Origin of the sequence: Heyndrickxia oleronia, assembly GCF_017809215.1 — a bacterium.
GTDB lineage: Bacteria > Bacillota > Bacilli > Bacillales > Bacillaceae_C > Heyndrickxia > Heyndrickxia oleronia.
This window is the reverse complement of sequence record NZ_CP065424.1, coordinates 3,608,810-3,633,774: the sequence shown is the minus strand read 5'-3', so window position 1 is coordinate 3,633,774 and position 24,965 is coordinate 3,608,810. Positions and strand designations below refer to the sequence as shown.

Below are 24,965 nucleotides of genomic sequence, written 5' to 3'. Positions count from 1 at the left end.
GTGGTCATCAGCAGACAATTCTTCGTTAAAACTTTACTTAAAAAGCAACAATATTTGAGAAAAGAGCCTTTAATTATGACTCGATAGGAAACACAGTAGCGCTTTATTTTTTTCAAAATTGTGAAACATACAATGCGAATTCCTCGTATATTTTTACTAACAGAAAAAAGTGAATAAAGGGGAGATATATATGTTTATGGGGATGCAAACCTTGCCTGTTGTATATGTTGATAATAATACCATTGAAACCTTAGAGAATGTAACTATTACATTTGATGGTGATAATGCGAAGGAGCCTACTTTAAAAAAATTAAAAGTGGAGAAAGAGTTTCGACAGCATTGTATAATAAAGTGGATGGCAAAAAAACAGTATATATGAAGTATTATAATAAAAAATTAAGGATTACAGAAAGACAAGAAATCTTCGAAGGGCTCGATCAATCACCATTAGGTACAATGGGGACGATATTGGTCGAAGTTCAAAATAAAAAAAGCGACGGGAGATATGAAATTAATATATTGAAAAATTTCACTTTATAGAGACAATGTGGGAATGCAGTCTTAAACTCATACACTCACGACAAATATGGAAAAAAGAGGTGAGTGTATGAATAGTATTAAGACCGACATATAAATAAGGCTATTATTCTATTAAAATCCTAATGAAACATATTTAACTTCTAAATATTCCTCAATTCCGTGGTGACCACCTTCACGCCCAAGTCCACTTTGTTTGAAACCACCAAAAGGAGCTTGAGGGGTGGAAGGGAGACCATCATTGAATCCGATGATACCGTATTCCAAACCTTCGACAATTCTGATGCCTTCTGAGATGTTTTCAGTAAAGACGTAAGCAGCCAGACCGAAAATGGAATCATTTGCTCGTCTAATTACTTCCTCTTCACTTGTGTAGGAAGCAATAGGAGCAAGTGGCCCAAAAGTTTCCTCTCTCATACAAAGCATTTCATCATTTACATTTGAAAGGACAGTAGGTTGGTAGAATAATCCGTTTTCTAAGTTACCACCCGTTTCAATCTTTGCCCCTTTCTGTACAGCATCCGATACATGCTGTTGTACCTTAGAAATCGCTGCCTCATCAATTAAAGGACCAATTTCTGTTCCTTCATCCATTCCATTCCCAATCCGTAGCTCTTTTACCTTCGCAGTAAATTTAGTTGTAAAATCATCTAGAATTTCTTCGTGTACATAGATTCGATTTGAACAGACACATGTTTGTCCAGCATTACGAAATTTAGCAGCAATTACACCGTCAACCGCTTTATTCATATCAGCATTTTTAGTTATGATGACAGGGGCATGTCCACCAAGTTCAAGCGAAATTTTTTTAACAGTGTTTGCTGAGCCGCGCATTAACAGTTTTCCTACTTCTGTTGAACCAGTAAAAGTAAGTTTTCTCACCTTGGGATCCTGTAGCCATACTTCACCAATTTCCTTCGGATCACCTGTAATAACATTAATAACGCCTTTTGGGATTCCTGCCTTTTCAGCTAATTCAGCAAGCTTTAAAGCCGTTAACGGAGTTTGCTCTGCAGGCTTGACGACAACCGTACAGCCAGCAGCAAGTGCTGGACCCACTTTACGTGTAATCATGGCAGCTGGAAAATTCCAGGGGGTAATAGCAGCAACGACACCAACTGGTTGCTTTTGAACCCACAGTCGTTTGTTTCGCTGTGTGGCAGGAATCATTTCCCCATAAACTCTTTTTCCTTCTTCAGCGTACCAGGATAGAAAACCATTTGCATATTGAATTTCTCCAAGTGCTTCCTTTAACGGTTTTCCTTGTTCAGCGGTCATGATGCTTGCAAGCTCCATTTCATGTTCCTTAACGAGGTCATACCATGCTCGAATTAGATCTCCACGTTCATAGGCTGAAAGTGCAGCCCAGTGAGGAAATGCATCATTTGCTGCGTCAATGGCAAGCTGTGCTTCTCTTTTTCCACCAAAAGGCACTGTTGCGATGACCTCACCTGTAGCAGGATTAGTAACCTCTAATACAGGGTTATCGCTTCCTATCCATTCGCCATTGCAATACATTAACTGTTTTTCCATGCTTTTTCACTCCATTCTGTTAAACTTCTACTACCTATCGAGAAAAACATATGATTCATTTCTTTCGAAGTCTTTTCTATAAATAAGGATACAAGGAAGTATCCATTCAGTAAAACCATTTGCATTTATATCCATTATATAGAAGATGTTTTTCAGGAAACTACAGAAAAAAATAGATACAAAATAGAAGAAGGAAAGAGAAAAAAATCATAATCAAAATTGCAACGACTTATTAGTAGTCAATCTATTTTTGAAACGACCATGAAAAAATCCTCCATTAATAGAAGTTATCACTTTCTACCAATAGAGGATTTGTAATGTATAGATTAAAGCTCTGTGAATTATAATTCATCCAACTTTATTTTCCTTTTGCTAATTTTTCATGATCAATAAATTGGGGAGGCTGTTCCATCCAGCCCTTTTCTATCATTAATGCCATCCCATCTTCACCGTAAGCACCAGTTTTTGTAATGAAACTTCCATACATCGCACTTATATCCCTACGCATTGTAGCCGATAATCCAGCACCATATGTCATCATTCCAAGATTTGAAAGGATGCCGATTATATAAAGCATTAGCTGATCTGAAAAAGGGGCAGTTGTTGAGCCATTTACACTTTGATCCCATATATTAGGGAAAGGTATATCACATTCTTCTAGAACATCACGTATGGAACTGAGGATGTGTTTGCTCAATTGTTTGCCACGACTAAAATATTCTCGGAGTACTTGTTCCTGTGCTACTTGAGAAAAGCCTATAGTGATTGCTCACCCAATTTCGTTCTGATAGGCATTGGTGATTAAATGAGTGACTTCGATACTTAATAGGGAGCGCTTACGTCCAAGCCATCCTGTCAAGAAGTTTTCTTTTTTGACAAAGTCAATCTTGGTAGGATAGGTCATAAAAGGCATTCGAACAAAAATTCCTTTTTGCTGCAATTTATCGACGGTATCATTATATAGCTGAGACGCATCATCGATAAAGTCTTTGAACATGAAACGAATATCTTCTCTTGCAGAGCTAGCGAAGAATGTAGAGTGAGAACTAATCCCAAACCGGCACATTTGATAGGCACTTTGTATATAAAAAACATCAGAAAATAATTTAGGAGCTTTCGGAATTACATGTTTTTCAACTTTAAACGCCTCAGGTATAACAATATTTTCCTTTTGGAAGAGCTCAGCGATCCTGTCCATATGTTTATTTACAATCTTTTGAATGTTTGTAAGCACTGAATCTATTTCCGGATCTGTGTTTGTTTCTATAAAGTGAGTCAGTAAACATTTAGCTACACTATCGTTCATATATGTTGTCCAAAGAGCTGAAATTTCAGCACTCGTTAGCTTCACAATATTTATTTTATCGCTCATTTTTCATATCCCTCCATATTTCTATAATTCCCGAATAGATGAAAGGATATAATAACTAATTCACGACATTCTTAAGAGAAGGGCTGTTTGCGTATCGTTTGATTGCTTTTATTCCCAATAAAGGATTCTAGTGTGTCTTATGGAGATTGCAGTTCTTTTCTTAGTAAAATGAAACGTGTAGCGATCCTCAGTTGATATTTATTAGTTATCATTTTACTTAAATAGCAACAATGTTTGAGTAAAGAGCCTAAGAGAAAAATATTACTCTTAATAAGACGAATGTTTTATCAAATTGATAAAGAGCAATAAACTATTACTTAAAATACTTGCAATGCCTAGCCAAAACAACCAATGGCTAGAGGCGACCCATGCTGTATATAGGATAAATAGAGCAATAAGGATGGAAATATAATTTCCCGCCCGATTTGTTTTCCTATTACTTTGAAGCTTTTGAGTTACTTTAGAAATAGAATGCTATGCTTTACTGAATGTTTTACGTAATAGGATTTTTCTTTGATCTTTTTTTTAACAAGCGTTTTCTGCTCAATTAAATTATTTACAGTTGAATTCATCATTTTTCCCATCCCGATTCCGACGTCTGGAGAACTCAGTCAATACTTGTTTTTGAAAACGATCGATCATTTGGGTATCCTCTTCCTGAACTTCGATCGTTGCTATTTCTTCAAAACCATCATGCTCTTCTCCATCAAAGTGATAGAGCTTTTTTAATAATTTCCAAAAAGTTTCTATTTCATCCGTTGTAAAATCATGAAATAGTTCTGCTAAAAAATACGTGGATCTTTCCGAACATGCAACCAATACTTTATTCCCTTCTGGTGTAATTTCGATATTAATCGCTCGCTTATCTAGTTTGCTTGAAACTGTTTTTATGTATCCTTTTTTTGAAAGACTTGAAATTAACTTGTTTGCATTCTGTTTTGTCGTACCCAGCTTTTTAGCAATATTCATTAGAGTGGTACGTTCAAGGGGCAAATGTGCAATGGCGATAAGAGCCATATGCTGTCGAGAAGTTAAATCCTCTAGAAATTCATCACCGTGAGATTGAACTTTATTGACAACGGAAAACAATGTCGCATAACTTTGCTGCATAAAATGCAGTTCTTTTAGTAAAAGATTGATATTCATATGTGGTTCCTTTCTAAAAAAAGTCAACATGTTTACAAAACAAGAATACCATTTCTGAAATAAAAGTCAATATGTTGACTAAAATGATCTAATTATTGATTAGGCTCTCAAAACTTATTCAGTAATATTATAAAAAAAATAGGCTCCTAAAAAACGAGAGATAGTAACCTCATAGTTTTATTAAGCAGCCCTAAATAGCGTAAAATATGATGGAGAAATTTTAGCTTATTACATTTTCCCAATGATTACTCCCAAAAAGGCTAGGCTTATCCCTAAAAGATAGCTAAGGACTAAATAAATAACTTGAGTATTCCATTTTTTATTTAGTATTAATTGAATATTTTCTAACTTGAAGGTTGAAAATGTTGTAAAAGCACCCATAAACCCAGTTCCTAATAAAAGGAGGGGGAGACCACCTGTTTCTGTTCCATAAATGAAACCTAGTAGAAATGATCCCATTACATTAATAATAAATGTTGCTAGCGGGAATGAGGTTGGTTTTCTCTTTTTCATCCACTGACTGATCGAATAACGGGTAATGGCTCCAAAAAAGCCTCCAAATGCTACCACAATTGCGTTAATCACCATCATTTGTATGTTTCTCCTTCTCTTTGTAATCGATTCTTTGTACATATGTCTCCTAAACGGTACCCGAAGTATGAAAAAAATAATCCACCGAAAAGACTACTAAGGACATAGAGAATAGCAAACCCCCATAGTGAGTTTTGTATTAATTGAACGGACTCGACACTAAAGGTTGAAAAAGTTGTAAACGATCCTACCAGCCCAGTACCAAAGCCAGTTAAAAGGGCAGGTGAAAAAAGTTTTAATTTGGATAAATAGGTTGTAAACCAACCTAAGACAAAACACCCAATTAAATTAATTACTAATGTTGCAATAGGGAATGGGGAGGACCACCATATAACGGAACTTAAACCAATATAATAACGTAAAAGGGAACCAATTATCCCTCCAATTCCTACAAATAAATAGCTCATTTGCTCACCTCGAAGATTATTCGTTTGTTTCTTTTTTTTCTATACTCACTGAAAAGGGAGTGTTGAAATCGTAGTATAAATCATTCATTCCAGTTTATACGATAAAAGGAATGATTTTTGCCTAAAAAAAATTAGACTCCTACCCTAAATAGGGTAGGAGTCATTAGCTTTAAGCACTTAAGGGCGAACTCCATCGCCGCATATTTAATTACTTGTATTTTATCATAATTGCGTAAAAATGTTTAGTGTTTTTGGTGTTTAATAAGATCCTTGCTGCAAAGGTTACTATATAAAGGTTCATGAATATCCTCTTTTTCAGCTTCGTATAAACTTTTGGAAAAGGCTCTTTTCTCAAACATTGTTGGATTTAAGTTAAGTGATAACTATTAAATATCAACTGAGGATCGCTGCACCCATCATTTTACTGAGAAAGAGCTGCAATCTCCATCAGAACCTCTAGAATCCTTTATTGGGAGTAAAAGCCGGCAGTTCGGCTTTTACAAAAGCAACAAACGATACGACAACAGCCTTGGAAAAAGCAAGTTGTGATGATTTTATGTCATTCATAGGAGAGAACTTGTTTGTTTCTATAATTGTTTCTAAAATAAAAGGAAAGATTATCCTTGAAAGGATGGAAATAAATGTTTAAGAAAAGAGTCTTAATTATTCCACTGATCGTAGTTATGTTCATCATTTCAGCATGTTCTAATTCTGGTGATGAGAGTAAAGAACCAAAGGAAAAAGAGGTTAGCCACACAATGCCAGTGGAGGAAACAGCAAGCGCCGCTATTTTACCTAGTTTTCTTGATAATAGCTCTGAAACAATTCAAACGATTTATCAAGCTGCTGCCTCACATCAAGAATTGCTAGAACATATGCCTTGTTATTGTGGCTGTGGAGAAATGGGACATGAGAATAACTATGATTGTTTTATTCAGGAGAATAAACAAAATGGTGCAATCGTATGGGATGAACATGGTGTGAACTGTGATGTATGCTTAGAAATTGCTGCTGAATCAATGGTTGAATACCAAAAAGGAAAATCGATGTTAGACATTCGAAAAGAAATTGATGAAAAATATAAGGAAGGATATGCTAAACCAACGCCTACACCAATGCCTGAAGCATAAAAAAACCGGGACTGTTTAATAAACAGTCCCGAGCTTTTATTAATTTGCAATTGAATCTGTCAAAAAGTCCGTGTCTGGTTTTGCCTTTAATTTTGTTACTTCAATATAGGAGATATGCTGGTCCTCAATCTCCTTAACTTTAAAACAATACCCATCTTCTTCAATAAAATCATTTTTCTTTACATTATATTTCTGGGTAAGAATCCAGCCACCAATCGTATCCACATCTTCCTCATTCAGATGGGTGCCTAGTAAATCATTCACTTCAGTAATCAAAACCTTTGCGTCAAAGAGATAATGACCATTAGAAATCTTTCTTACTTCTGATATTTCATCTGAGTCAAATTCATCCCGAATTTCCCCTACGATCTCCTCGAGAATATCTTCAATGGTCACTAACCCTGCAGTACCCCCATATTCATCAATTAAAATAGCTAGATGTGTTCGTTCTTTCTGTAATTTAACGAGTAATTCATGGATAGGAATACTTTCAATGACTCGGATCACTGGTTTTACAAATCGTTCAATTGACATATTTTCTGAGCTTAATTCCTTATTAATCCAAGCCGTCATTATTTCTTTTATATTAATGACACCAATCATATTATCTTTATCGCCATCCATTACAGGATAACGTGTGTATCTTTCATGATTTACTATTTCAAGTACCTCTTTAATCGATGCATCAATTGATATACATGCGATCTCAGGACGAGGCACCATTATTTCTTTTGCAATTCTCTCATCAAACTCAAAAATATTGTTAACATATTTGTACTCAGACTGATTGATTTCACCATTTCGATAGCTTTCTGATAAAATAAGGCGAAGCTCCTCTTCTGAGTGTGCTTGTTCATGTTCAGATGCTGGTTTTAATCCGAATAGCCCTGTTATAAAACGTGCAGAACCATTTAACGCCCATATGAATGGGAAAAGTATTTTGTAAAACCAAATCAATGGTTTTGAGATCAGTAATGTAATAGTTTCAGCTTTTTGTATTGCGAACGTCTTTGGAGCGAGTTCTCCAATAACGACATGTAAAAATGTAATAACAAGAAATGTTACAATCACAGAGACCAAATGTGAGGTTGAGTCCGACATGTTCCATTGATGAAATAATTTCTTAAATAACTCCCCAACAGCGGGTTCTCCTAACCATCCAATTCCAAGAGCGGTAACTGTTATACCGAGCTGACAAGCTGATAAATACTCATCTAAGTGGCTAATTATTTTCTTCGCCGATAGGGCCATTTTATTTCCATCTTGAATGAGCTGATCAATTCTTGTTGTTCTCACTTTTACTACTGCAAATTCTGCCGCAACAAAAAATGCAGTTAACGCAATTAAAATCACCAAAACAATTATATTTACTATGTCCAATTAGTTCCTTCACTAATGTGAAGGGTTCACCTCCGTGAAAAGAAATTTTAGAATTATACAATTTTACTATACCATTTTAATGAATAAAAAGAATCCTATTTATTGTATAAATATTGAATATTTTATGGTTATAATTGATTACAAACAAAAATATAAGGAGTTTATATCATGGGGAAATTCCAAATTAGACTTGCTAGAGAAGAAGAAGGACAAGCTATTATTCAGTTATTACAAGAAACTGCACAATGGATTAAGGATCAGGGGATTAATCAGTGGCAATATTTATTAGACGGAGGAGAAAATCAAGAAATTCTTCATTGTATTGGTCAGAATTTGACTTATGTAGTGTACCACCAAGAGGAAATAATAGCGACTTTTACCCTTTATATAGAGCAAAATGAATGGGATCAATATATCTGGGAGGAAGACTCAAAAGATGCAATATACTTGCATCGATTAGCTGTGAAACCAAGTTATATGAAAAATGGTGTCGGCAAAGAAATGATTCATTGGATCGAGACTGAGTATCAAACAGATAAAACATATTTTAGGCTAGATTGTGTGGCAGGGAATGAGAAGCTTAATCAATTTTATCAAAAAATGGGCTTTGAGCTTCTTGGAGTATCAAAAGACCACAGTCGATATCAAAAGCTTCTAAAGTGAATAGGAGGGGAGTGGCTTTGTGCTAAGAAGGCTCTTTTTTCAAAACTCTCAAAAATAGTTGCTATTGAAGCAAAGTTTTAACTCAGGAGCTGCAAACTCCATAAAGACAGCCAATAATAAAGAAGTGAACACGTAAGTGTTCACTTCTTTATTTGATGTGGTTATTAATCCAGTTAAGTATAATCTGGTAGACCTCATCTTTATTTATTTCATTCAACATCTCATGGCGCCCATCTTTAAAAAATTGGTATTCAAGATTCCTTAAACCATTCTGCGTGTATTGTTGAATGACCTTTTTTACACCTTTCGTATGTCCACCGACTGGATCATGGTCCCCGCTGAAAATAAGGATAGGCAATTCTTTTGGAATTTGTTGGATAAATGGTTGGTGGTGAATCTTTTCTAATCCAGTGAATAAATCGTAAAAAAATCCAGAACTACAAATAAATCCACAATAAGGGTCATTTAAATATTTCTCTACTTCTTTCGGATCATTTGAAAGCCAGTCAAATTCTGTTTGCGGATCATCAATTCCACGATTATATGCCCCAAACGATAAACGATTGAGGACAGTGCTTGGTTTTTTCAGTCCGTACTTTCGTATTTCTCGTTTTGCAATTTGTTTTCCGATCTTACCTGCAATGCCTGGATTTCCTCCCGTCCCTGAGATGATCACCCCTTGAATCGAATGAGCATATTCCTGAATATATCTTCTAGCAATAAATGATCCCATGCTATGTCCTAATAAAAAAATTGGCACATTTGGATATTTAGCTTGGATGAATTGATTGACTTCATAAAGATCAGTAACTACCCGGTCAAAGCCATTTTCTTCAGCAAAGAATCCGTGCAAACCGGCCCTTTCTCCTGTATGTCCATGACCACGATGGTCATTTCCATATACAAAGATTCCTTCTTGCAGGAGAAAGTTTGCAAATGAATCATATCTCTCAATATGCTCAGCCATCCCATGGGACAGCTGAACGATGGCTAATGGCTGTTTATCCGCAATCGTCCAATTTCTTACATACACTTCAACTTGATCATCCATTGTAAGCCAATCATACGTTCTCACCATTTATTTTCCACCTTTATCATTGGAATGCTGTTAGTCTTAATTTCAGATTAAGATAAATCTACTAGAAATAGCAAGAGTAAGAATGATAAAAACTATTGGATATCAATTGGAACAACAGCATCTCTAATCTCTTTTTCTAATTCTGCTGTGTATTCATTTGTTTGCTCAGAGGTCCAACCAAACATTTCTTCCATTTTAGAGATGATTGGTTCCTTCCATTCCTTTGCCCAATGAATATTGAAGAAGACAGCTCCTGTTCGTCGGATAAAGAAATCAACGGGCTTTAAGACCATTTCGTGTTCAATTGCATACATGAGTTGTGCGTATACAAAAGGGGTTAATTGATTTTCTTCTTGCTCTGTACATTCCTTAGCATATTGGAATAAGAAATCAATATTTGTACCATATTTGCTGGCGAGAATAAGGCCCTCTTCTGTAGTTAAACCGTATTGAATGGCTTCTTTTGACTTATTATTTATAAAGGATTCATATTTTTCAGAGCCACCGAAGTCTCCTCCTGATATAGGAAAATGGATGGTTTGACACGGCTTAAAAGTCCTTTGTTGTGTTTCAGATAATTCTTTACAAACGAGATCAAGCACATTTTCTGCCATCTTTCGATAACCGGTTAATTTACCACCAGCTATAGTAATTAAGCCACTATCTGCCTCCCATATTTCATCTTTTCTTGAAATTTCTGAAGGATCCTTTCCCTGTTCATAGATAAGCGGTCGAACACCGGCCCAACTAGACTCCACATCGTCCTTTGTAATTTTTACGTCAGGAAAAATATAGTGGATTGCGTCAATGACATAATCCCGATCAGAAGATAACATTTTAGGATGTGCCGTATCCTTGTCATAAAAGGTATCCGTTGTTCCAACATATGTTTTACCATCACGAGGAATGGCAAAGATCATTCTTCCATCCGGTGTATCGAAGTAAACAGCTTGATGTAAAGGGAACACAGACTGATCAAAAACTAGATGAATTCCTTTCGTTAAGCGAAGCTGCTTATTATTTTTAGAATAATCGTTGCCTCTTACTTGATCGACCCATGGTCCCGCAGCATTGACAAATTTTTCAGCATGAATTTCAAACTTTTCATTCGTTAGCAGATCTCGGACGATAGCACCGTTGATTTTTTTATTTTCATCATAGAGAAATTGTTCCGCTTTTGTATAATTTACAACGTTAGCCCCGTTTTCTACAGCTGCCTTCATCACTTCAATGGTTAATCTTGCATCATCTGTACGGTATTCGACGTAATAACCGCCACCTTTTAGTCCTTCTTTTTTTATAAGAGGTTCTTTCCTAAGCGTTTGTTCAGCAGATAGCATTTTGCGACGTTCAGTCTTTTTTACTTGAGCTAAATAATCATATAATTTAAGTCCGATAGACGTTGTGAATGCACCAAAAGTTCCCCCTTTATGAAATGGAAGAAGCATCCATTCAGGAGTTGTTACATGTGGACCATTCTCATACACGATGGCACGTTCTCGTCCTACTTCCTTAACAACATTTATTTCAAATTGCTTTAAATAACGTAATCCTCCGTGTACTAGTTTAGTTGAACGGCTAGATGTTCCGGCCGCAAAATCCTGCATCTCAACTAAGGCAACCTTTAACCCCCGTGTAACCGCATCTAATGCAATTCCAGCACCTGTAATCCCGCCTCCAATAATGAGAAGGTCATATTTTTCCTTTGCCATTTGTGCTAGATTGTTTGAACGATGAAAACCCGAGAAATTGTTATTCATTTGAACCGTCTCCTCTTTCATATATTTATCTTTATATAATTATTTGATTGAAAGTGAAATGTTGGAAAAACAAAAAGAGACCACAACAAGCATTTTAGTCTGACTACTAAAATGTTGTGTGGTCTCTCTTAATCTCCAACCGAATTATTAACTTGATTTTATTCTAACACATAATAATTTTAAGTCCAATGATAAAAATTGAATTAATGTTTTACGACTTCCTGTCCACGGACATTCCATGTAATTGCAAATACGATTGCTGCAAGTACACAAGAAGCAGTTAATAGTATAAATCCTGCGTTCCATCCAGCATAATCCACGATATATCCCATTAATGCATTCGCTGTAACGGTTCCACCTAAATAACCAAATAAACCAGTTAATCCTGCTGCAGTACCTGCTGCTTTTTTTGGAACAAAGTCAAGTGCTTGTAAACCAATTAACATAACCGGTCCATAGATAAGAAATCCAATTGCGATCAAGGAGATCATATCAATCATTGGATTTCCGGGTGGATTAAACCAATAAACGAGAACGGCAATTAAAACCCCTAGCATAAATACAAACCCTGCCGGGCCACGACGTCCCTTAAATAATTTATCTGAAATATACCCGCAAAGTAAGGTTCCAGGGATTCCGGCCCATTCAAATAGGAAGTAAGCCACACTTGATTTGTCCATATTAAAACCTTTTTCTTCACTCAAATAAGTTGGTGCCCAATCAAGTACGCCATAGCGGACAAAATATACGAAAATATTTGCAATGGCAATGGCCCATACCCATTTATTATTTAGTACATACTTAAATAGAATTTCTTTTGTTGTTAATTCAGTTTCAAATGTCTTTTTTTCTTTACTTGGATAATCATTTCGATATTCCTCAATTGATGGAAGGCCAACCGATTGCGGTGTATCACGGATTAATATATAAGAAATTAAGGCAATTACGATAGCCACTAAGGCAGGTAAAATGAAAACCCCTTCATATCCATTTGAATGTGTCCCCAAGATAATCGCAAAAAGAGAAGCTCCGCCCACTGCAATTGGTGCCATTATTCCACCACCAACATTATGAGCGACATTCCATATAGCAGTCTTTCCTCCTCTTTCACTTACACTAAACCAGTGAACAAGAACACGACCAGATGGTGGCCACCCCATACCTTGAAACCAACCATTGATAAATAGCATAATAAACATAATTGCAATAGATGAGGTGAAAAAGGGAACAAATCCCATAAGTAAACAGATAATTGCAGAAAGAATTAAACCCGCTGGTAAGAAAATTCGGGAGTTACTCCTATCAGAGACGGTCCCCATTACAAATTTACTAATTCCATAAGCGATAGAAACAGCGGATAAAGCAAGACCCAGCTCTCCTTTGGAAAAACCTTGGTCTGTTAAATAGGGCATCGCAAGAGAGAAGTTTTTGCGAAGTAGATAATACGCTGCATAGCCAATAAAAATTCCAATGAATACTTGAATTCGATGTTTCTTATACTCAGAATCAATTTGCTCATTAGGTAATCTTTCTATCGGTGGTGCAGGTTGAAAAAGTTTAAGCATACAAATCCTCCTTATTAGTATTAACAAGTTTACAAGACAAAAAAACCATACTTTTTAACACACCTTTGAAGCAGGTGTGTAATATAAGTACGGTTCTCCGAATCTCCATCATCTTTAACTTGTAACATTATATTACTTTCTTGTGAAAGCGATGTCAATATATTAATATTATAACTTTTTAATAATACATGTTTAGATTCGTGATAATTAGGAAAATACAGCTGGAAAAATATATATTAGGAAACTTAAAACGCTATAAATGAAAAAAGTTTTGATGAGAATACTAGATAAAATGCTTCCATAGCTTCGTATTAGATGTCGTTATTGCAGAAGCTCCCGCCTCAATGGCCTGTTCCACTTCATCTGGATTATCGATTAATCCTCCTGCAAAAATTGTCTTTCCGGTTTTTTCCTTTACCTCAGCTATAATTTTGGGAATGACACCTGGAAGCAGTTCGATATAATGTGGATCCGTTTTTTCAATCAGTTTAATACTTCTTTCAAGCGCACTGGAATCAATTACAAATGCTCTCTGTGTAGCAAACACACCTTTTTGTCTTGCTTTTGTAATCACTCCTCCCTTAGTAGAGATCAATCCATATGGCTTAATTTCCTGACATAAATATTCTGTCGCTGCTTCATCATGACTAAGCCCTTGTATTAAATCTACGTGAAGGAACATATTTTTTTTATGTCTTCTAGCATATTCAAACACACTTTTTAGCATCCCAATATGCAAGTCAAGGAAAACACCATATGTAAAAGGTGTATCCAGCATCTTATCAAAATCTTTCATTGATCGAATTGCGGGAAGAATTTTTTGCCCATGAAACGTCATTATTACACCTCAAGTCTATATTTGTCACTCATTGTATGGCAAACAGTCTAATGAAATCAATCTAACATGAAAGAGGCATGATCTCAATTATTTAAAATACTTCATTTGTTATTAATAGTAAATGAATTATAAATGTTATAAATGCTTTATTATGGTAAAATTATCAAAGTTAGGTATTTAGTAGTTGATGATTTTTTCTTATTATCAGGCTTTGATAGGGGAGTTAAGGTTGAATATTTTAGAGATAAAACAACTAGAAAAGCGAATAGAAAATACGGTTTTAATCGCTCAAATGAATTTAGAAATAAAATGTGGGGAAGCAGTGGCCATTCAATGTAATGTGGAAATTGGTAAGCAGCTAATCCATATTTTAATAGGTGAATCTTCAGCATCAGGCGGTCAGGTACTCGTTACTGGAAAAACATTTTCCTCATTTAAAGCAATATGCAAAAAGGTAGGTATTGTGTTATTAAATGAATCATTATATGATCGCTTAACCCCATTTGAATATTTAAGTTTTTATAAAAGGCTTTATGAAGTAAAAACAGATGTAAATGTGCTTCTTCAAAAAATTGGTTTGGTAAAAAGAGTGAGAATAGATAAGCTTACTTTTTCAGAAAAAAAACGTCTTCAGATTGCTCGAGCCATTCTTCATCAACCTGAACTGATTATCCTTGAAGAGCCTATTCAAAATATAGATATTGAAAGCCAATATATCATTAGGAATCTAATTAATGATCTTATAGATGAACAAAAAGCGATTTTAATAACAACTAGTAATTTAGAAAATGCAATTACCATGACAGATCATGTGTATTTATTGAATGAGGACGGTTTGAAGAAAATAGATGTCATGGATAGTGAGGAAACGACAGAAATTGAAACAGGAGAATTGCAAACTGACCTTCCGACTAATACAGAAGAAATAGAAAATGTTCAAGAAAGCCAGATAAATCCTATTCCATTTCGATTTGAAAAAATTCCTGCCAAAGTAAACGATAAAATTATTTTACTTGATCCCACTGAGATCGATTATATCGAAAGTAATGATGGAATTTCCTACTTGAATGTAAAAGGAGAGGTCTTTCCTTGCAGTTATTCATTGAATCAGCTTTTTGATCGACTCTATCCATTTGGCTTTTTCCGCTGTCATCGCTCGTATATCGTCAATCTTCAAAAGGTACGAGAAGTAATTACATGGACGAGAAATAGCTATAGTTTGATTTTAGATGATTCAAAGAAAAGTTCGGTTCCTCTGTCAAAAGGAAAAATGAATGAACTGAAGGAAATTATCGGGATTTAAAATGACCATCCTGTAATTTTTTCATTATATGTATGCTCCACTCACCAATAAAAATACTCCATTCAACTTAATTTCTACTCTTTTCACCTTGATATTACTGCGTTCTTGCAAAATCACAGCTAAACTATGATCAAGCAAGTGAATCTAGGATGAAAGGGAGTAATCAAATGGAAAACGTCATTGAAGTGAAAAATTTAGTCAAATCGTTTGGAAACAAATCTGCTATAAAAAACGCAACATTTAATATAAAAAAGGGAGAAACGTTCGGGTTTTTAGGACCAAGTGGTTCGGGGAAAACGACAACAATTAAAATCTTAACTGCACAATTAAAACATACATCGGGAGAGGTTCAAGTGTTTGGCAAACCATTAAAACATTTGAAAGATCCATCATATATGAGACGGATTGGAATTCTAACCGATAATAGCGGTCTGTATGAGAGGCTAACAGTATACGATAATCTTGCATTTTTTTGTAAATTATATGATGTGAATGAAGGTCAAATAAATGAAGTATTGGCAGCAGTTAATTTGATAAATGAGAAGAATATGGTCGTCCAAAAACTTTCAAAAGGGATGAAGCAAAGGGTTACTTTAGCAAGAGCAATCCTTCATAAACCAGACTTATTGTTTTTAGATGAACCAACATCTGCACTCGATCCCATGAATACAAAGCATATACATGATGGTTTAAAAAGGTTAAATGAACAAGGGACAACGATATTTTTAACGACTCATGACATGCAAGAAGCCGAAGAATTATGTAATCGAGTCGCATTTCTGCATCAGGGTGAAATAAAACTATTAGATACTCCGCAAAGTTTACGGCTGAAATATAGTGATTCAACGATTAAGCTCCTATTAAAAGATGATCGAACAGTAATTGTTCCGAAAAATCAAGAGGGAGCAGAAAAAATCTATGAATATATGAAGAATGATGAAATAATGTCGATCCATTCTAATGAACCTTCATTAGGTGATATATTTGTTCAATTAACTGGGAGGGCTTTATCATGACGTTTTCACTAAAAAGAGTACAAGCTATTTTTCTTAAAGATTGGAAGGATTTATTAAAGAATTCATATATTCTATTTACAATGGCGATCCCATTAGCGTTTGCAGCATGGTTAGGACGTATAGGGTCAACAACAGATGCATTTCATTCGATGCCAATTAGTTTAGCCCTTGTCATTGCGGGCTGTTTTGTACAGGCGGCAATGGTTGCGGAGGAAAAAGAAAAGAACACATTAAGAGGTTTGCTATTATCACCTGCGAATACATTAGAAATATTGATTGGAAAAAGTGCTTTGACATCAGCTGTCACAATAGTCATTATTATCGGTTCGATCTATTTAAGCGAATTCAAGGTGAATTCGATCCCATTATTTGCATTACTTATTCTATTAAACTTAATTATATTTATCTCGATTGGAACAATTCTTGGGTTAATGTCAAGAACAGTTATGGAAACAACTATTGTTGGAATGCCTGTAATGATCCTGTTTGGAATGGGTTCAATGCTTCGGGCCTTTATCAATAATGATACCATCCAAAAAATCCTATATTATTTACCAAGTGAACAATTTGAAAAAGCTTGGCAGTCCTTAAGTCAGGGGGGTGGGCTTGGTAGTGTCGGATCACAGCTACTCATTTTATTGGTTTGGTGTGTCGCCACATTGGTCATTACGGTGATCATCTATGGAAAGCGTAGATTTGATTAATATGGTTTAAAGCAGTGTTTTTTCATCCTTAATGCGCTAAAATCCTTAATTATTTTCGTAAGCAAGATAGGAAAAAATCCTATCTTGCTTCAACTGTAATTAACTGAAAATTAAGTGTACTTTTGTTAGAATATAATCAAATAGATAGAAATAAGGTGATCATTTGGCTATTAGAAATTCTGTGAAAGCGCTTATTATTCAAGGTGGTAGAATCCTAGTTACAAAGAATCAGGATCAAGAGGGATACTTTTATTTATGCCCTGGTGGAGGTCAAGAGTTCGGAGAGACCTTTCATGAAACATTGCAAAGAGAATGTTTGGAGGAAATTGGGCGAGAGGTGCAGGAAATAGGGGAGCTAATTTTTGTGCGAGAATTGGTTGGGAAAAACTATGGACTCCCCTCTGTTCACCAAGTAGAATATTATTTTTCATGCACTATATTGGACAGTGGAAACTTCATTAGTCAAGGGGTTAATCCCGATGAACATCAGGTAGGAGTTGAATGGCTACCTATAGCTGACATTATAAAGTATCGATTTTACCCACAGGAAATGAGGGAGGTAATCCCACGTTATGAAAATGGAGAATCGGTACCAATTTATCTGGGTGCTATTAATTAATGATTCTAGTACTTTGCAAGTGGGTGAAATAGTTGAATGATGAGCATATAAAAATAACGGTGGAAGCAATTACATATATGAAAATGAATTTGGCAGAAGACATTACGACGGAAGAATTAGCATCCCATGTGGGGTATAGTCATTTTCATTTTATAAGAATCTTTAAGGAGGTAACCGGGATTGCGCCTAGACACTACCTTTCTGCACTTCGTTTTGAGGCAGGAAAGTCCCATTTAAGTGAGTCCACTTCATCTGTTTTAAAAGTATTATTATCACTTGGATTCCAGAGTATAGGAACGTTTAGTTCACGCTTTAAACAATATGTAGGACAGTCTCCTAGGGAATTTCGCCAGAAAATGGGTACATTACAGAATCAGCTGATTCAATTTGGAACAATGGAACAAACCCAATCCTTAGAAACACTTCAATTTCAATCTGTTAGATGCAAAATTATTCCTCCACTAGATTTTAAAGGCATATTATTTGCAGGACTTTTCCCACGTCCAATACCTGACCAACGGCCGATAGTTGGTACTGCACTTTTACATAAAAATAGCTCTTGTTTGTTTTCGAATATTCCTGAAGGTAAGTACTACATGCTGATTGCAGGGATTCCTTGGAATCTTAATCCGAAAAAATACTTTTCTAGCGATAGTTTATTGCGAGGGAAATATGAGCAACCACTTGAAATAACATCGGGCACAAATATCGATATCACGGTCAAATTACATGAACCGATGCCATACGATCCACCTATACTTATTAATCTGCCATTATTGTTGTATGAAAAGAATAAAGCAAAGTAGAAGAAATAATCACGGATAAATTTTGGTAAAGTGAATGTAGAAAAGGGGGAGAAAGATGTTAAATCAAATTGGTGTTTTAACGATTAACGTGCATGAAATAGATGAAGCGGTGGAGTTTTATACAAATATCCTTGGATTTGAACTATCACAAAGATATGGAGAAAATATTGCTACATTAAAACAAGAAGCGTTTACGATTGTATTAGAAAAGGCTGAAACAGTGCATACAAATACAAAGCCGTATGTCCTTCCTGAAATCATTTCCAAAAATTTAGATGAGGATATAAAATATTTAAAAGCGAAACAGGTAAAATTGATATTTGATGAGCCACGACCTTGTCCACCTGGACGTTATATGATTATTGAAGATCCAACTGGAAATCATCTTGAGTTGATTGAGTTCTCAAAATAGCCATGATAGGTGAAATGACGGTACAAGTTAGAGTGCTGGATATAAAAGAAGGTCAACAGTGGTATGAGACATTTTTATGTAGAAAGCCTGATTTTATCCCTCATCAAGGGTTTGCAGAATGGGAATTAATACCGGGATGTTGGCTACAAGTAGCTGAAGGCAAGCCAGTTGTCGGGAGTGGCCCTATCCGTATTGGTGTTTTAAATATCATTGCTGAACGTGAAAGATTAGTTAAGGAGCTAAATATTGAGTTTTTTACTATTCATTCTCGAGAAGAAGTTCCTGTAAAATGGGGGACATTTACCGACCCTTGGGGAAATCGTCTTGGTTTGTTTGAATATGTAAGTGAAGGGGAAAATAGAACAAGCTAAAAGTGAAAGACCTTCGAAGGTGTAGGTCTTTTATTGAGGTTTACTTGATTTTTCGATAATAGATTCTCCCTTTATTTGACCCATTATATGGAAGTCCCATTGAGATTAATAATCGAGTTGCAGTATCGGATGATTGTATTAGTAGAAACTTACACAATTTTTGATTCGTTAGTTCATGATCAATCAATAAAAAGTAATCATCAACGGCTTTGTGATGTGCATCTTTTGTGGAGCTTTGACAATGTTGACACACCCATCCCCCGTGCTTTCGATACATAGGAATATGTTGACAATATGGACACTGAACTCCATGAAGAATGTCGGACTTTTGAATGCCAAATGGACATGGGGGGATATTGATTAAGGGGGTATGATGTTTTAAGAGAAGTCTTTTCATTTTGTTTATATCTTTTTTACTAAGAATTGATTTTTTATATAGTAGGGAGATTTCTTCAATTTTTTCAATTGAATGCTGAGCATGACAAATTTTTTGATGAAGCTTTGTCATGTATTTAGGTGGGTGGATGATGGTTGATGGAAAACTGATTATGATTAAACTTTCGATAGGGATACTAGGGATCTTATGGGATATTAACCATTCTCTTAATTGTTTCTCATGTCTTCGGACCTGTGATAAAGGGTCTGGAAAGCCTTCTTCCTTTTCATTTATTTTTCGAATCAGTTGATGATACATAGGTTCAAAATGTAAAGTTCCAGCAATGTTTTTGATTTCTAGTATGAGTAAAAAAAATGGGGTAACAATTAAAGTATCTATCTGAAAATAATAATCGTATAGTTTTAAGCGAAGATCATGAAAAATATAATAGTTATCTTGGGGAAGGAATTGTAAATAGTAGTCTATAGCCTTTTCACCTTTAAAGCCTGCTTTTATTTTTGAGAGTTCCTCTTGAATAATATTTCTTTTAGGATGTTTCAACGTAATTCTTCTCATGAGAGCATCATAAACCTCTAGTTTTAATGGGATTGTCCTTTCTTTTACAATCAAATATGCTCACTCCTTTTATTTACTTATGTAAATCTTCGCTATTAATAATAAAACTCCTTCCAATTTTAATTGGGAAACTTAATATCTGCGGAAATTTGAAATTATCCGCTAATTATTTACTTTATCCGCGAAAAAACGGATATATCCGCGATTTTTCAGATATATCCGCATATCCTTATTATGTTCGCCTCTCAAAGGCAAGTTTAATGGCAAATCCAACTAGGACTACTCCGGTTAATCCTTGAATAAACTTTTGTGTTTTCGGTTTTTTCATGTATTCATTCATCCGTTGAATGAAAAGAATATAAAAGACAAACCATATGACAGTCAATGCCGTATATGTAAACCCCATAAGAAGAAATTGACTCCATGAATGTACTTTTGGGTTAATAAATTGCGGTAAAAAAGTTAAAAAGAAAACAGCTACCTTTGGATTTAAGAGATTTGTTAAAAAGCCTTGCCGGAAAAATGATGAATGTCCTGTCATTACATGATGTGTATCATCATCTTGGACAACATCTTTTCTAATGGAGAGTAATGTTTTCACACCTAAATAGATTAAATAAATTGCACCTATATATTTTATAATTGAAAATAGCATCGCTGATTGAACAATAATCGCAGATATTCCTGCGATAACCGCAAAAGTATGAATGCAGAGGGCACAGCATGTTCCAAATACAGTTTGTAGCCCACCTTTATAACCAAAGGTTAGTGTGTTCTTAGTGGTAATCGCTGTATCTGGACCTGGTAAAATAATCAAACAGACAGACATAAAGACAAACATCCAAAAGTTACTCATCGTTTCCCACCCTTTTATATAAAAACAGATTTACTATATTATATAAAAAATGCTGGGAATTCGAAATCATCTTTTAAATAAGGCTGTTACAGTAGAATTTGTTCCTTTTGTAAAAGGTTCAGACAGTTTACTTTACTTATTAGCAACAATTTTTACAAAAAAAAATGCCTCGATCAGCTCGAGACATTGATTAGTTAGACTTTTTCGGAAAAAATTTTTTCCTGCCATAAATGATAAACATAAATAATTAATGAAAGAATAAAGGTCACAATGAAATATTGCCATTTATGAATATTAACGAGCGTAGTTACACCTAAACGTTCCAACAAGCCTAGCACAACGAAACATAGAAAAGCATCCATAATTAAATTAACGATAAGGAATATACGGAAATTATTAGCGGCAAGAACAAAAATCCAAAACGTGCCCACAGCAAAGATTCCATACGCAAAACTAATATCAATCATATATCCCCAAGGAACGATATAGCTGTCAATGGTCCACCACTTATAATTGTAAGCAATTTGAAAAACGATGGTCATTAGCAAACAAGTAAAAATAGTAACTGGCATATATCGTCTTACAAGGTTTTTATTTAGAAATACAACAGTAAGCCATGGGAGAATTAGTGCTAGAAGTAATAACAGCTTTATTAGCAAAGAAAGTCCCCCTAATAAATTTTTATTGCTATATACAGATTAGTATTAAATATTTAATCTAAATTATTCGTTTTTCTTAATAAACGTTTCCAAATAAAAACAACTCCCCTATAGGAAGCTGTTGTATAGTAGACCAAACTCTATTTAAACCAACCTTTTTTCATAAACCAAAGTGACATCCCTGCCCCTATGATGAACATGAGGGTAAGAATAATAAAGTAACCTAGATTCCAATGGAGTTCAGGCATATAATCAAAATTCATTCCATAAATACCGGCAATGAGTGTCAGCGGCATGAAAATGGTGGTAATGACCGTTAGTACTTTCATCACTCGATTGGTCTGATGGGCATTCAAAGAGAGATAACTATCGCGAATATCTGCTGTCAATTCCCTGTTTGCATCAATCATCCCAGTTAATTTCAAAAGATGGTCATGAATATCAGTAAAATAGGCAGCTCTCCTTTGTATTCCATCTAGGCGATGAGAATTTAGCATTCGGTATAATAAATCACTCATTGGCGTAACTGTATGCCTCATGGAGAGCAATTCATGTCTTGTATCGAATAGACTTTCCAATAATACCTCCATTGTTTCATTCTTTGAATTATCCTCAATTTCATTAAGGCGATCCTCAAGTTTATAGATAAGCGGAAAATAATTATCAACGATTTTATCCATCAACTGATACAAAATTAAATAAGGATCCCAATTTTCGTAAGAATCGCTTTCGATAAAAAGGCTCCAAACATCATGAATTTCTTTGGCTAGATGCTGATGGAAAGTGACGATAAAATTCGTTCCAAGGAAGATATTTATTTCTTCTTTTATCAATTCTTCCGGATGAAGACTATGGAGAACAAAAAAAGTATGGTCCTCATAATAATCTAATTTTGGTCGCTGTAGTTTATGGATACAATCTTCAATCGCTAACGGATGAAATCGTAATGGATTTCTTAATTTTAAAATTTCCTCCTCAGTAGGACGATCAAAGTCAATCCAATACCAAAGACAATCCATATCGCTTAATTCCTCAAGAGTCACTCCTTTTAATAGTTCAAAGTCTCTAGTAATCACTAACGTTCGTATCATACATTACTCCTTATAAATTTCAATCTCTCTTACATTCATTATACCCTTTAGTTTTACATTGACACATTTAAAAGATTGGAAAAATTCATAAAATTTAATTGTGGAACGTACAAATTGCGATATAATTGTAAGACACATATATCAAATAAAGAGGAAGGGGAGATGATAGTGAAACCGATTATCGGGATAACTGCACATGTAGAACTTGATTGGAAACATACACTAGCCAATGATTATATTCAAGCTGTCATTTGTGCTGGAGGGATTCCTTTGATCATTCCGGCTGGAATAGATGCAGATGTGGATCAAATAGTAGACAAAATTGACGGTGTTGTGCTTTCTGGTGGAGGGGATATTGATCCTACCCTGTTTGGAGAAGAACCACATCAAAATCTCGGATCAATTTCACCAGGTAGGGATAGTTTAGAAGTCGCAATCATACATCGCTTTTTAGAAAAAAATAAACCGATTTTAGCGATTTGCCGTGGCATTCAAATTTTAAATATAGCTGCCGGTGGAGATATGTTCCAAGATATTTATAGCCAATCTGAGTCACAATTACTTCAACACGCACAGAAGGCTACACGTTCACATTATTCACACTATGTCAATATAGAGAAAAATAGTTTACTAGAATCCATTGCTGGTCAAACAGAGTTTAAAGTGAACTCTTTTCATCATCAGGCAGTGAGGAATGTGGTGAGTCCATTTATAGTCACAGCTCGGGCATCTGATGGAGTGATAGAGGCTATTGAAAGCACTGAACACCAATTTGTCTTGGGGGTACAATGGCATCCTGAACCATTAGCATTGAATGAAGATCATATTTCAAAAGCGATTTTTCAACGATTTATAGAGGCATGTCAATCTTAATTGGAGGATAAAAAAATGAAAGTAATTGATTTACATTGTGATGCATTAATGAAACTAGCTTATGCAAAAGGGAAATTATCTTATAGTAATGCAGAAGAATTAGATACAAATAAAACCCGTTTACAACAAGGAGATGTGATGGTTCAAGCCTTTGCCATTTTCATCGACCCAGATATTAAATCTGATCAGAAGTTTCAGGCAGCTCTTGATCAAGTCTATTATTTTAAAAATGAAGTGATTGGGAAAAATCCGGAAATGAAGCAGATTACAAAGTGGCAGGATTTTAACCGACTGAAAGAAAATGAAATCGGTGCAATGCTTACTTTAGAAGGGGTAGATGCAATTGGAAATGATCTTCAAAAATTAAGCATTTTACATGAGTTAGGTGTTCTTTCGGTTGGCTTAACTTGGAATAATGCCAACTTAGCTGCTGATGGTGCTGGAGAAGAACGTGGTGCAGGTCTTACATCCTTTGGAAAAGAAATTGTCTCATTCAATAATGATCATAAGATTTTAACCGATGTGTCTCACCTCTGTGAAAATGCCTTCTGGGATGTTATAGAAGTCGCAAAGTATCCAATCGCAAGTCACTCGAATGCGAAGGAAATATGTAACCATGTTCGTAATTTATCTGATCAACAAGCAAAGGCTATGTTCGAAAAAAATGGCCTCGTTCACGTTGTATATTGCCCTCCTTTTGTAAAGGAAGATGGGAACGCGACATTATCAGATTTAATTAAGCATATTGATCATTTTTGTTCATTAGGCGGTGTGAAACAAATAGGTTTTGGTTCTGATTTTGATGGCATATCTACAAAGGTAGAAAAACTTGAAAACTCCGCAATGTATCAAAATTTAATCAATGAATTATTAAAGTATTATTCAGAAGAACAGGTGAGAGGATTCGCCTATCAGAATTTTATCGATCACCTACCAGAATAGACCATTAATAATGACAGTAATAAGCTTAAAATACAAAATGAAAAACCATTAATAATCCAAGGCTTGGGGGATGGGATTTGTCGGTTAACAGACGGCAGCTCAACCTGTCTCCCTTCAGTTTCTTGGATTATTTGTTCTTTTTTATTTATAGAACGAAAAAAGCGCTTACAGCTATAGATAAAAGCTGAAAAGAAATTTCCTCTAATAATGATTAGCACACATCCTATTAAAAGAATAACTATTCCAATATAAAAAAGTATATTAATCCATCCTAAAAAATCCCATGACTGGTAAAAGGATAAAACGATAATAAGCGATAAAACTAAGGAAAAACTATTAAACCATAAATATTTTTTCAAAC

General features: G+C 35.0%; 28 protein-coding genes and 1 riboswitch. Of the genes, 12 read left to right on the top strand and 16 right to left on the bottom strand.

What is annotated here, in order from left to right; translation table 11 throughout:
- Positions 1–190 precede the first annotated feature (190 nt).
- Positions 191–379 (top strand): hypothetical protein, encoded by a 189-nt coding sequence (locus I5818_RS18135; RefSeq protein WP_071977289.1) that lies wholly within the window; start codon positions 191–193, stop codon positions 377–379.
- Between the two features lie 272 nt (positions 380–651).
- Here I5818_RS18135 and I5818_RS18130 read toward each other — a convergent pair whose 3' ends face one another.
- The 6 genes from I5818_RS18130 to crcB (I5818_RS18105) all read right to left on the bottom strand — a co-directional run bounded on the left by I5818_RS18130 (position 652) and on the right by crcB (I5818_RS18105) (position 5,586).
- On the bottom strand, positions 652–2,070 hold the full coding sequence (locus I5818_RS18130) for an NAD-dependent succinate-semialdehyde dehydrogenase (protein WP_071977288.1): 1,419 nt from the start codon (positions 2,068–2,070) through the stop codon (positions 652–654).
- A gap of 358 nt (positions 2,071–2,428) precedes the next feature.
- Positions 2,429–2,830 (bottom strand): DUF3231 family protein, encoded by a 402-nt coding sequence (locus I5818_RS18125; protein ID WP_235849759.1) that lies wholly within the window; start codon positions 2,828–2,830, stop codon positions 2,429–2,431.
- A 9-nt stretch (positions 2,831–2,839) separates the two neighbouring features.
- Positions 2,840–3,442 (bottom strand): DUF3231 family protein, encoded by a 603-nt coding sequence (locus I5818_RS18120; RefSeq protein ID WP_078110960.1) that lies wholly within the window; start codon positions 3,440–3,442, stop codon positions 2,840–2,842.
- A gap of 552 nt (positions 3,443–3,994) precedes the next feature.
- Positions 3,995–4,588 (bottom strand): MarR family winged helix-turn-helix transcriptional regulator, encoded by a 594-nt coding sequence (locus I5818_RS18115; protein ID WP_071977287.1) that lies wholly within the window; start codon positions 4,586–4,588, stop codon positions 3,995–3,997.
- 228 nt (positions 4,589–4,816) lie between these two features.
- Positions 4,817–5,176, bottom strand: a complete 360-nt coding sequence (gene crcB / locus I5818_RS18110) for a fluoride efflux transporter CrcB (RefSeq protein WP_071977302.1) — start codon at positions 5,174–5,176, stop codon at positions 4,817–4,819.
- The gene (gene crcB / locus I5818_RS18105) at positions 5,176–5,586 is read right to left on the bottom strand and encodes a fluoride efflux transporter CrcB (RefSeq protein WP_071977286.1); all 411 of its coding nucleotides are present in this window, start codon (positions 5,584–5,586) and stop codon (positions 5,176–5,178) included. The genes crcB (I5818_RS18110) and crcB (I5818_RS18105) overlap by 1 nt, the downstream gene beginning before the upstream one ends.
- Positions 5,587–5,733: 147 nt before the next feature.
- Positions 5,734–5,793: riboswitch (Fluoride riboswitch) on the bottom strand.
- A gap of 434 nt (positions 5,794–6,227) precedes the next feature.
- On the opposite strand from crcB (I5818_RS18105), the gene I5818_RS18100 reads away from it, so the two are divergent.
- Positions 6,228–6,716 carry a PCYCGC motif-containing (lipo)protein gene (locus tag I5818_RS18100; protein ID WP_071977284.1) on the top strand — a complete coding sequence of 163 codons (489 nt, stop codon included), beginning with the start codon at positions 6,228–6,230 and terminating at the stop codon, positions 6,714–6,716.
- Positions 6,717–6,755: 39 nt separating this feature from the next.
- Here I5818_RS18100 and I5818_RS18095 read toward each other — a convergent pair whose 3' ends face one another.
- Positions 6,756–8,096, bottom strand: coding sequence for a hemolysin family protein (locus I5818_RS18095; RefSeq protein ID WP_071977283.1), 1,341 nt, complete (start codon positions 8,094–8,096; stop codon positions 6,756–6,758).
- 168 nt (positions 8,097–8,264) lie between these two features.
- Between I5818_RS18095 and I5818_RS18090 the strand changes: the two genes are divergently transcribed.
- Positions 8,265–8,759, top strand: coding sequence for a GNAT family N-acetyltransferase (locus I5818_RS18090; protein ID WP_071977282.1), 495 nt, complete (start codon positions 8,265–8,267; stop codon positions 8,757–8,759).
- A gap of 148 nt (positions 8,760–8,907) precedes the next feature.
- Here I5818_RS18090 and I5818_RS18085 read toward each other — a convergent pair whose 3' ends face one another.
- The 4 genes from I5818_RS18085 to I5818_RS18070 form a co-directional block, all read right to left on the bottom strand.
- Positions 8,908–9,837 (bottom strand): alpha/beta hydrolase, encoded by a 930-nt coding sequence (locus tag I5818_RS18085; protein ID WP_071977281.1) that lies wholly within the window; start codon positions 9,835–9,837, stop codon positions 8,908–8,910.
- Between the two features lie 92 nt (positions 9,838–9,929).
- A complete protein-coding gene (locus I5818_RS18080) occupies positions 9,930–11,597 on the bottom strand; it encodes a glycerol-3-phosphate dehydrogenase/oxidase (RefSeq protein WP_071977280.1) in 1,668 nt (555 codons plus the stop codon).
- 203 nt (positions 11,598–11,800) lie between these two features.
- The gene (gene glpT / locus I5818_RS18075) at positions 11,801–13,162 is read right to left on the bottom strand and encodes a glycerol-3-phosphate transporter (RefSeq protein WP_071977279.1); all 1,362 of its coding nucleotides are present in this window, start codon (positions 13,160–13,162) and stop codon (positions 11,801–11,803) included.
- 283 nt (positions 13,163–13,445) lie between these two features.
- On the bottom strand, positions 13,446–14,000 hold the full coding sequence (locus tag I5818_RS18070; RefSeq protein ID WP_058005026.1) for a glycerol-3-phosphate responsive antiterminator: 555 nt from the start codon (positions 13,998–14,000) through the stop codon (positions 13,446–13,448).
- 229 nt (positions 14,001–14,229) lie between these two features.
- Here I5818_RS18070 and I5818_RS18065 point away from each other — a divergent pair, with 229 nt between their 5' ends.
- The 7 genes from I5818_RS18065 to I5818_RS18035 all read left to right on the top strand — a co-directional run bounded on the left by I5818_RS18065 (position 14,230) and on the right by I5818_RS18035 (position 19,231).
- Positions 14,230–15,303 (top strand): LytTR family transcriptional regulator DNA-binding domain-containing protein, encoded by a 1,074-nt coding sequence (locus I5818_RS18065; protein ID WP_071977278.1) that lies wholly within the window; start codon positions 14,230–14,232, stop codon positions 15,301–15,303.
- Positions 15,304–15,470: 167 nt separating this feature from the next.
- Positions 15,471–16,319: an ABC transporter ATP-binding protein gene (locus I5818_RS18060; RefSeq protein ID WP_071977277.1), complete on the top strand. Its 849-nt coding sequence runs from the start codon at positions 15,471–15,473 to the stop codon at positions 16,317–16,319.
- Positions 16,316–17,023, top strand: a complete 708-nt coding sequence (locus I5818_RS18055; protein WP_058005028.1) for an ABC transporter permease — start codon at positions 16,316–16,318, stop codon at positions 17,021–17,023. The genes I5818_RS18060 and I5818_RS18055 overlap by 4 nt, the downstream gene beginning before the upstream one ends.
- A gap of 163 nt (positions 17,024–17,186) precedes the next feature.
- On the top strand, positions 17,187–17,642 hold the full coding sequence (locus I5818_RS18050; protein ID WP_071977276.1) for an NUDIX domain-containing protein: 456 nt from the start codon (positions 17,187–17,189) through the stop codon (positions 17,640–17,642).
- A 32-nt stretch (positions 17,643–17,674) separates the two neighbouring features.
- Positions 17,675–18,448, top strand: a complete 774-nt coding sequence (locus tag I5818_RS18045) for an AraC family transcriptional regulator (RefSeq protein WP_071977275.1) — start codon at positions 17,675–17,677, stop codon at positions 18,446–18,448.
- 55 nt (positions 18,449–18,503) lie between these two features.
- On the top strand, positions 18,504–18,860 hold the full coding sequence (locus I5818_RS18040) for a VOC family protein (RefSeq protein ID WP_071977274.1): 357 nt from the start codon (positions 18,504–18,506) through the stop codon (positions 18,858–18,860).
- A 2-nt stretch (positions 18,861–18,862) separates the two neighbouring features.
- Entirely contained in the window at positions 18,863–19,231 is a 369-nt protein-coding gene (locus I5818_RS18035) for a VOC family protein (protein WP_071977273.1), read from the top strand.
- A gap of 40 nt (positions 19,232–19,271) precedes the next feature.
- Here I5818_RS18035 and I5818_RS18030 read toward each other — a convergent pair whose 3' ends face one another.
- The 4 genes from I5818_RS18030 to corA form a co-directional block, all read right to left on the bottom strand.
- Positions 19,272–20,237, bottom strand: a complete 966-nt coding sequence (locus tag I5818_RS18030) for a nuclease-related domain-containing protein (RefSeq protein ID WP_071977272.1) — start codon at positions 20,235–20,237, stop codon at positions 19,272–19,274.
- Between the two features lie 178 nt (positions 20,238–20,415).
- A complete protein-coding gene (locus I5818_RS18025; RefSeq protein WP_058005035.1) occupies positions 20,416–21,039 on the bottom strand; it encodes a LysE family translocator in 624 nt (207 codons plus the stop codon).
- A 194-nt stretch (positions 21,040–21,233) separates the two neighbouring features.
- Complete coding sequence (locus I5818_RS18020; protein ID WP_071977271.1) at positions 21,234–21,698, bottom strand: hypothetical protein; 465 nt, start codon at positions 21,696–21,698, stop codon at positions 21,234–21,236.
- Between the two features lie 140 nt (positions 21,699–21,838).
- On the bottom strand, positions 21,839–22,789 hold the full coding sequence (gene corA / locus I5818_RS18015; RefSeq protein ID WP_071977270.1) for a magnesium/cobalt transporter CorA: 951 nt from the start codon (positions 22,787–22,789) through the stop codon (positions 21,839–21,841).
- 168 nt (positions 22,790–22,957) lie between these two features.
- Between corA and I5818_RS18010 the strand changes: the two genes are divergently transcribed.
- Together I5818_RS18010 and I5818_RS18005 are read left to right on the top strand one after the other, a co-directional pair.
- Positions 22,958–23,662 (top strand): gamma-glutamyl-gamma-aminobutyrate hydrolase family protein, encoded by a 705-nt coding sequence (locus I5818_RS18010; protein WP_071977301.1) that lies wholly within the window; start codon positions 22,958–22,960, stop codon positions 23,660–23,662.
- A 15-nt stretch (positions 23,663–23,677) separates the two neighbouring features.
- Complete coding sequence (locus I5818_RS18005; RefSeq protein ID WP_071977269.1) at positions 23,678–24,604, top strand: dipeptidase; 927 nt, start codon at positions 23,678–23,680, stop codon at positions 24,602–24,604.
- On the opposite strand, the gene I5818_RS18000 is transcribed toward I5818_RS18005, so the two are convergent.
- The gene (locus I5818_RS18000) at positions 24,589–24,963 is read right to left on the bottom strand and encodes a DUF3899 domain-containing protein (RefSeq protein ID WP_071977268.1); all 375 of its coding nucleotides are present in this window, start codon (positions 24,961–24,963) and stop codon (positions 24,589–24,591) included. The two genes, I5818_RS18005 and I5818_RS18000, sit on opposite strands and share 16 nt — an antisense overlap.
- Positions 24,964–24,965: the final 2 nt, after the last annotated feature.

Excerpts from the sequence above, each read along its gene's own strand:
- I5818_RS18135 (WP_071977289.1), top strand. The coding sequence starts at position 191 with ATGTTTATGGGGATGCAAACCTTGCCTGTTGTATATGTTGATAATAAT.
- I5818_RS18130 (WP_071977288.1), bottom strand. The coding sequence starts at position 2,070 with ATGGAAAAACAGTTAATGTATTGCAATGGCGAATGGATAGGAAGCGAT.
- I5818_RS18120 (WP_078110960.1), bottom strand. The coding sequence starts at position 3,442 with ATGAGCGATAAAATAAATATTGTGAAGCTAACGAGTGCTGAAATTTCA.
- I5818_RS18115 (WP_071977287.1), bottom strand. The coding sequence starts at position 4,588 with ATGAATATCAATCTTTTACTAAAAGAACTGCATTTTATGCAGCAAAGT.
- crcB (WP_071977302.1), bottom strand. The coding sequence starts at position 5,176 with ATGGTGATTAACGCAATTGTGGTAGCATTTGGAGGCTTTTTTGGAGCC.
- crcB (WP_071977286.1), bottom strand. The coding sequence starts at position 5,586 with ATGAGCTATTTATTTGTAGGAATTGGAGGGATAATTGGTTCCCTTTTA.
- I5818_RS18100 (WP_071977284.1), top strand. The coding sequence starts at position 6,228 with ATGTTTAAGAAAAGAGTCTTAATTATTCCACTGATCGTAGTTATGTTC.
- I5818_RS18090 (WP_071977282.1), top strand. The coding sequence starts at position 8,265 with ATGGGGAAATTCCAAATTAGACTTGCTAGAGAAGAAGAAGGACAAGCT.
- I5818_RS18085 (WP_071977281.1), bottom strand. The coding sequence starts at position 9,837 with ATGGTGAGAACGTATGATTGGCTTACAATGGATGATCAAGTTGAAGTG.
- I5818_RS18080 (WP_071977280.1), bottom strand. The coding sequence starts at position 11,597 with ATGAATAACAATTTCTCGGGTTTTCATCGTTCAAACAATCTAGCACAA.
- glpT (WP_071977279.1), bottom strand. The coding sequence starts at position 13,162 with ATGCTTAAACTTTTTCAACCTGCACCACCGATAGAAAGATTACCTAAT.
- I5818_RS18070 (WP_058005026.1), bottom strand. The coding sequence starts at position 14,000 with ATGACGTTTCATGGGCAAAAAATTCTTCCCGCAATTCGATCAATGAAA.
- I5818_RS18060 (WP_071977277.1), top strand. The coding sequence starts at position 15,471 with ATGGAAAACGTCATTGAAGTGAAAAATTTAGTCAAATCGTTTGGAAAC.
- I5818_RS18055 (WP_058005028.1), top strand. The coding sequence starts at position 16,316 with ATGACGTTTTCACTAAAAAGAGTACAAGCTATTTTTCTTAAAGATTGG.
- I5818_RS18040 (WP_071977274.1), top strand. The coding sequence starts at position 18,504 with ATGTTAAATCAAATTGGTGTTTTAACGATTAACGTGCATGAAATAGAT.
- I5818_RS18035 (WP_071977273.1), top strand. The coding sequence starts at position 18,863 with ATGATAGGTGAAATGACGGTACAAGTTAGAGTGCTGGATATAAAAGAA.
- I5818_RS18025 (WP_058005035.1), bottom strand. The coding sequence starts at position 21,039 with ATGAGTAACTTTTGGATGTTTGTCTTTATGTCTGTCTGTTTGATTATT.
- corA (WP_071977270.1), bottom strand. The coding sequence starts at position 22,789 with ATGATACGAACGTTAGTGATTACTAGAGACTTTGAACTATTAAAAGGA.
- I5818_RS18005 (WP_071977269.1), top strand. The coding sequence starts at position 23,678 with ATGAAAGTAATTGATTTACATTGTGATGCATTAATGAAACTAGCTTAT.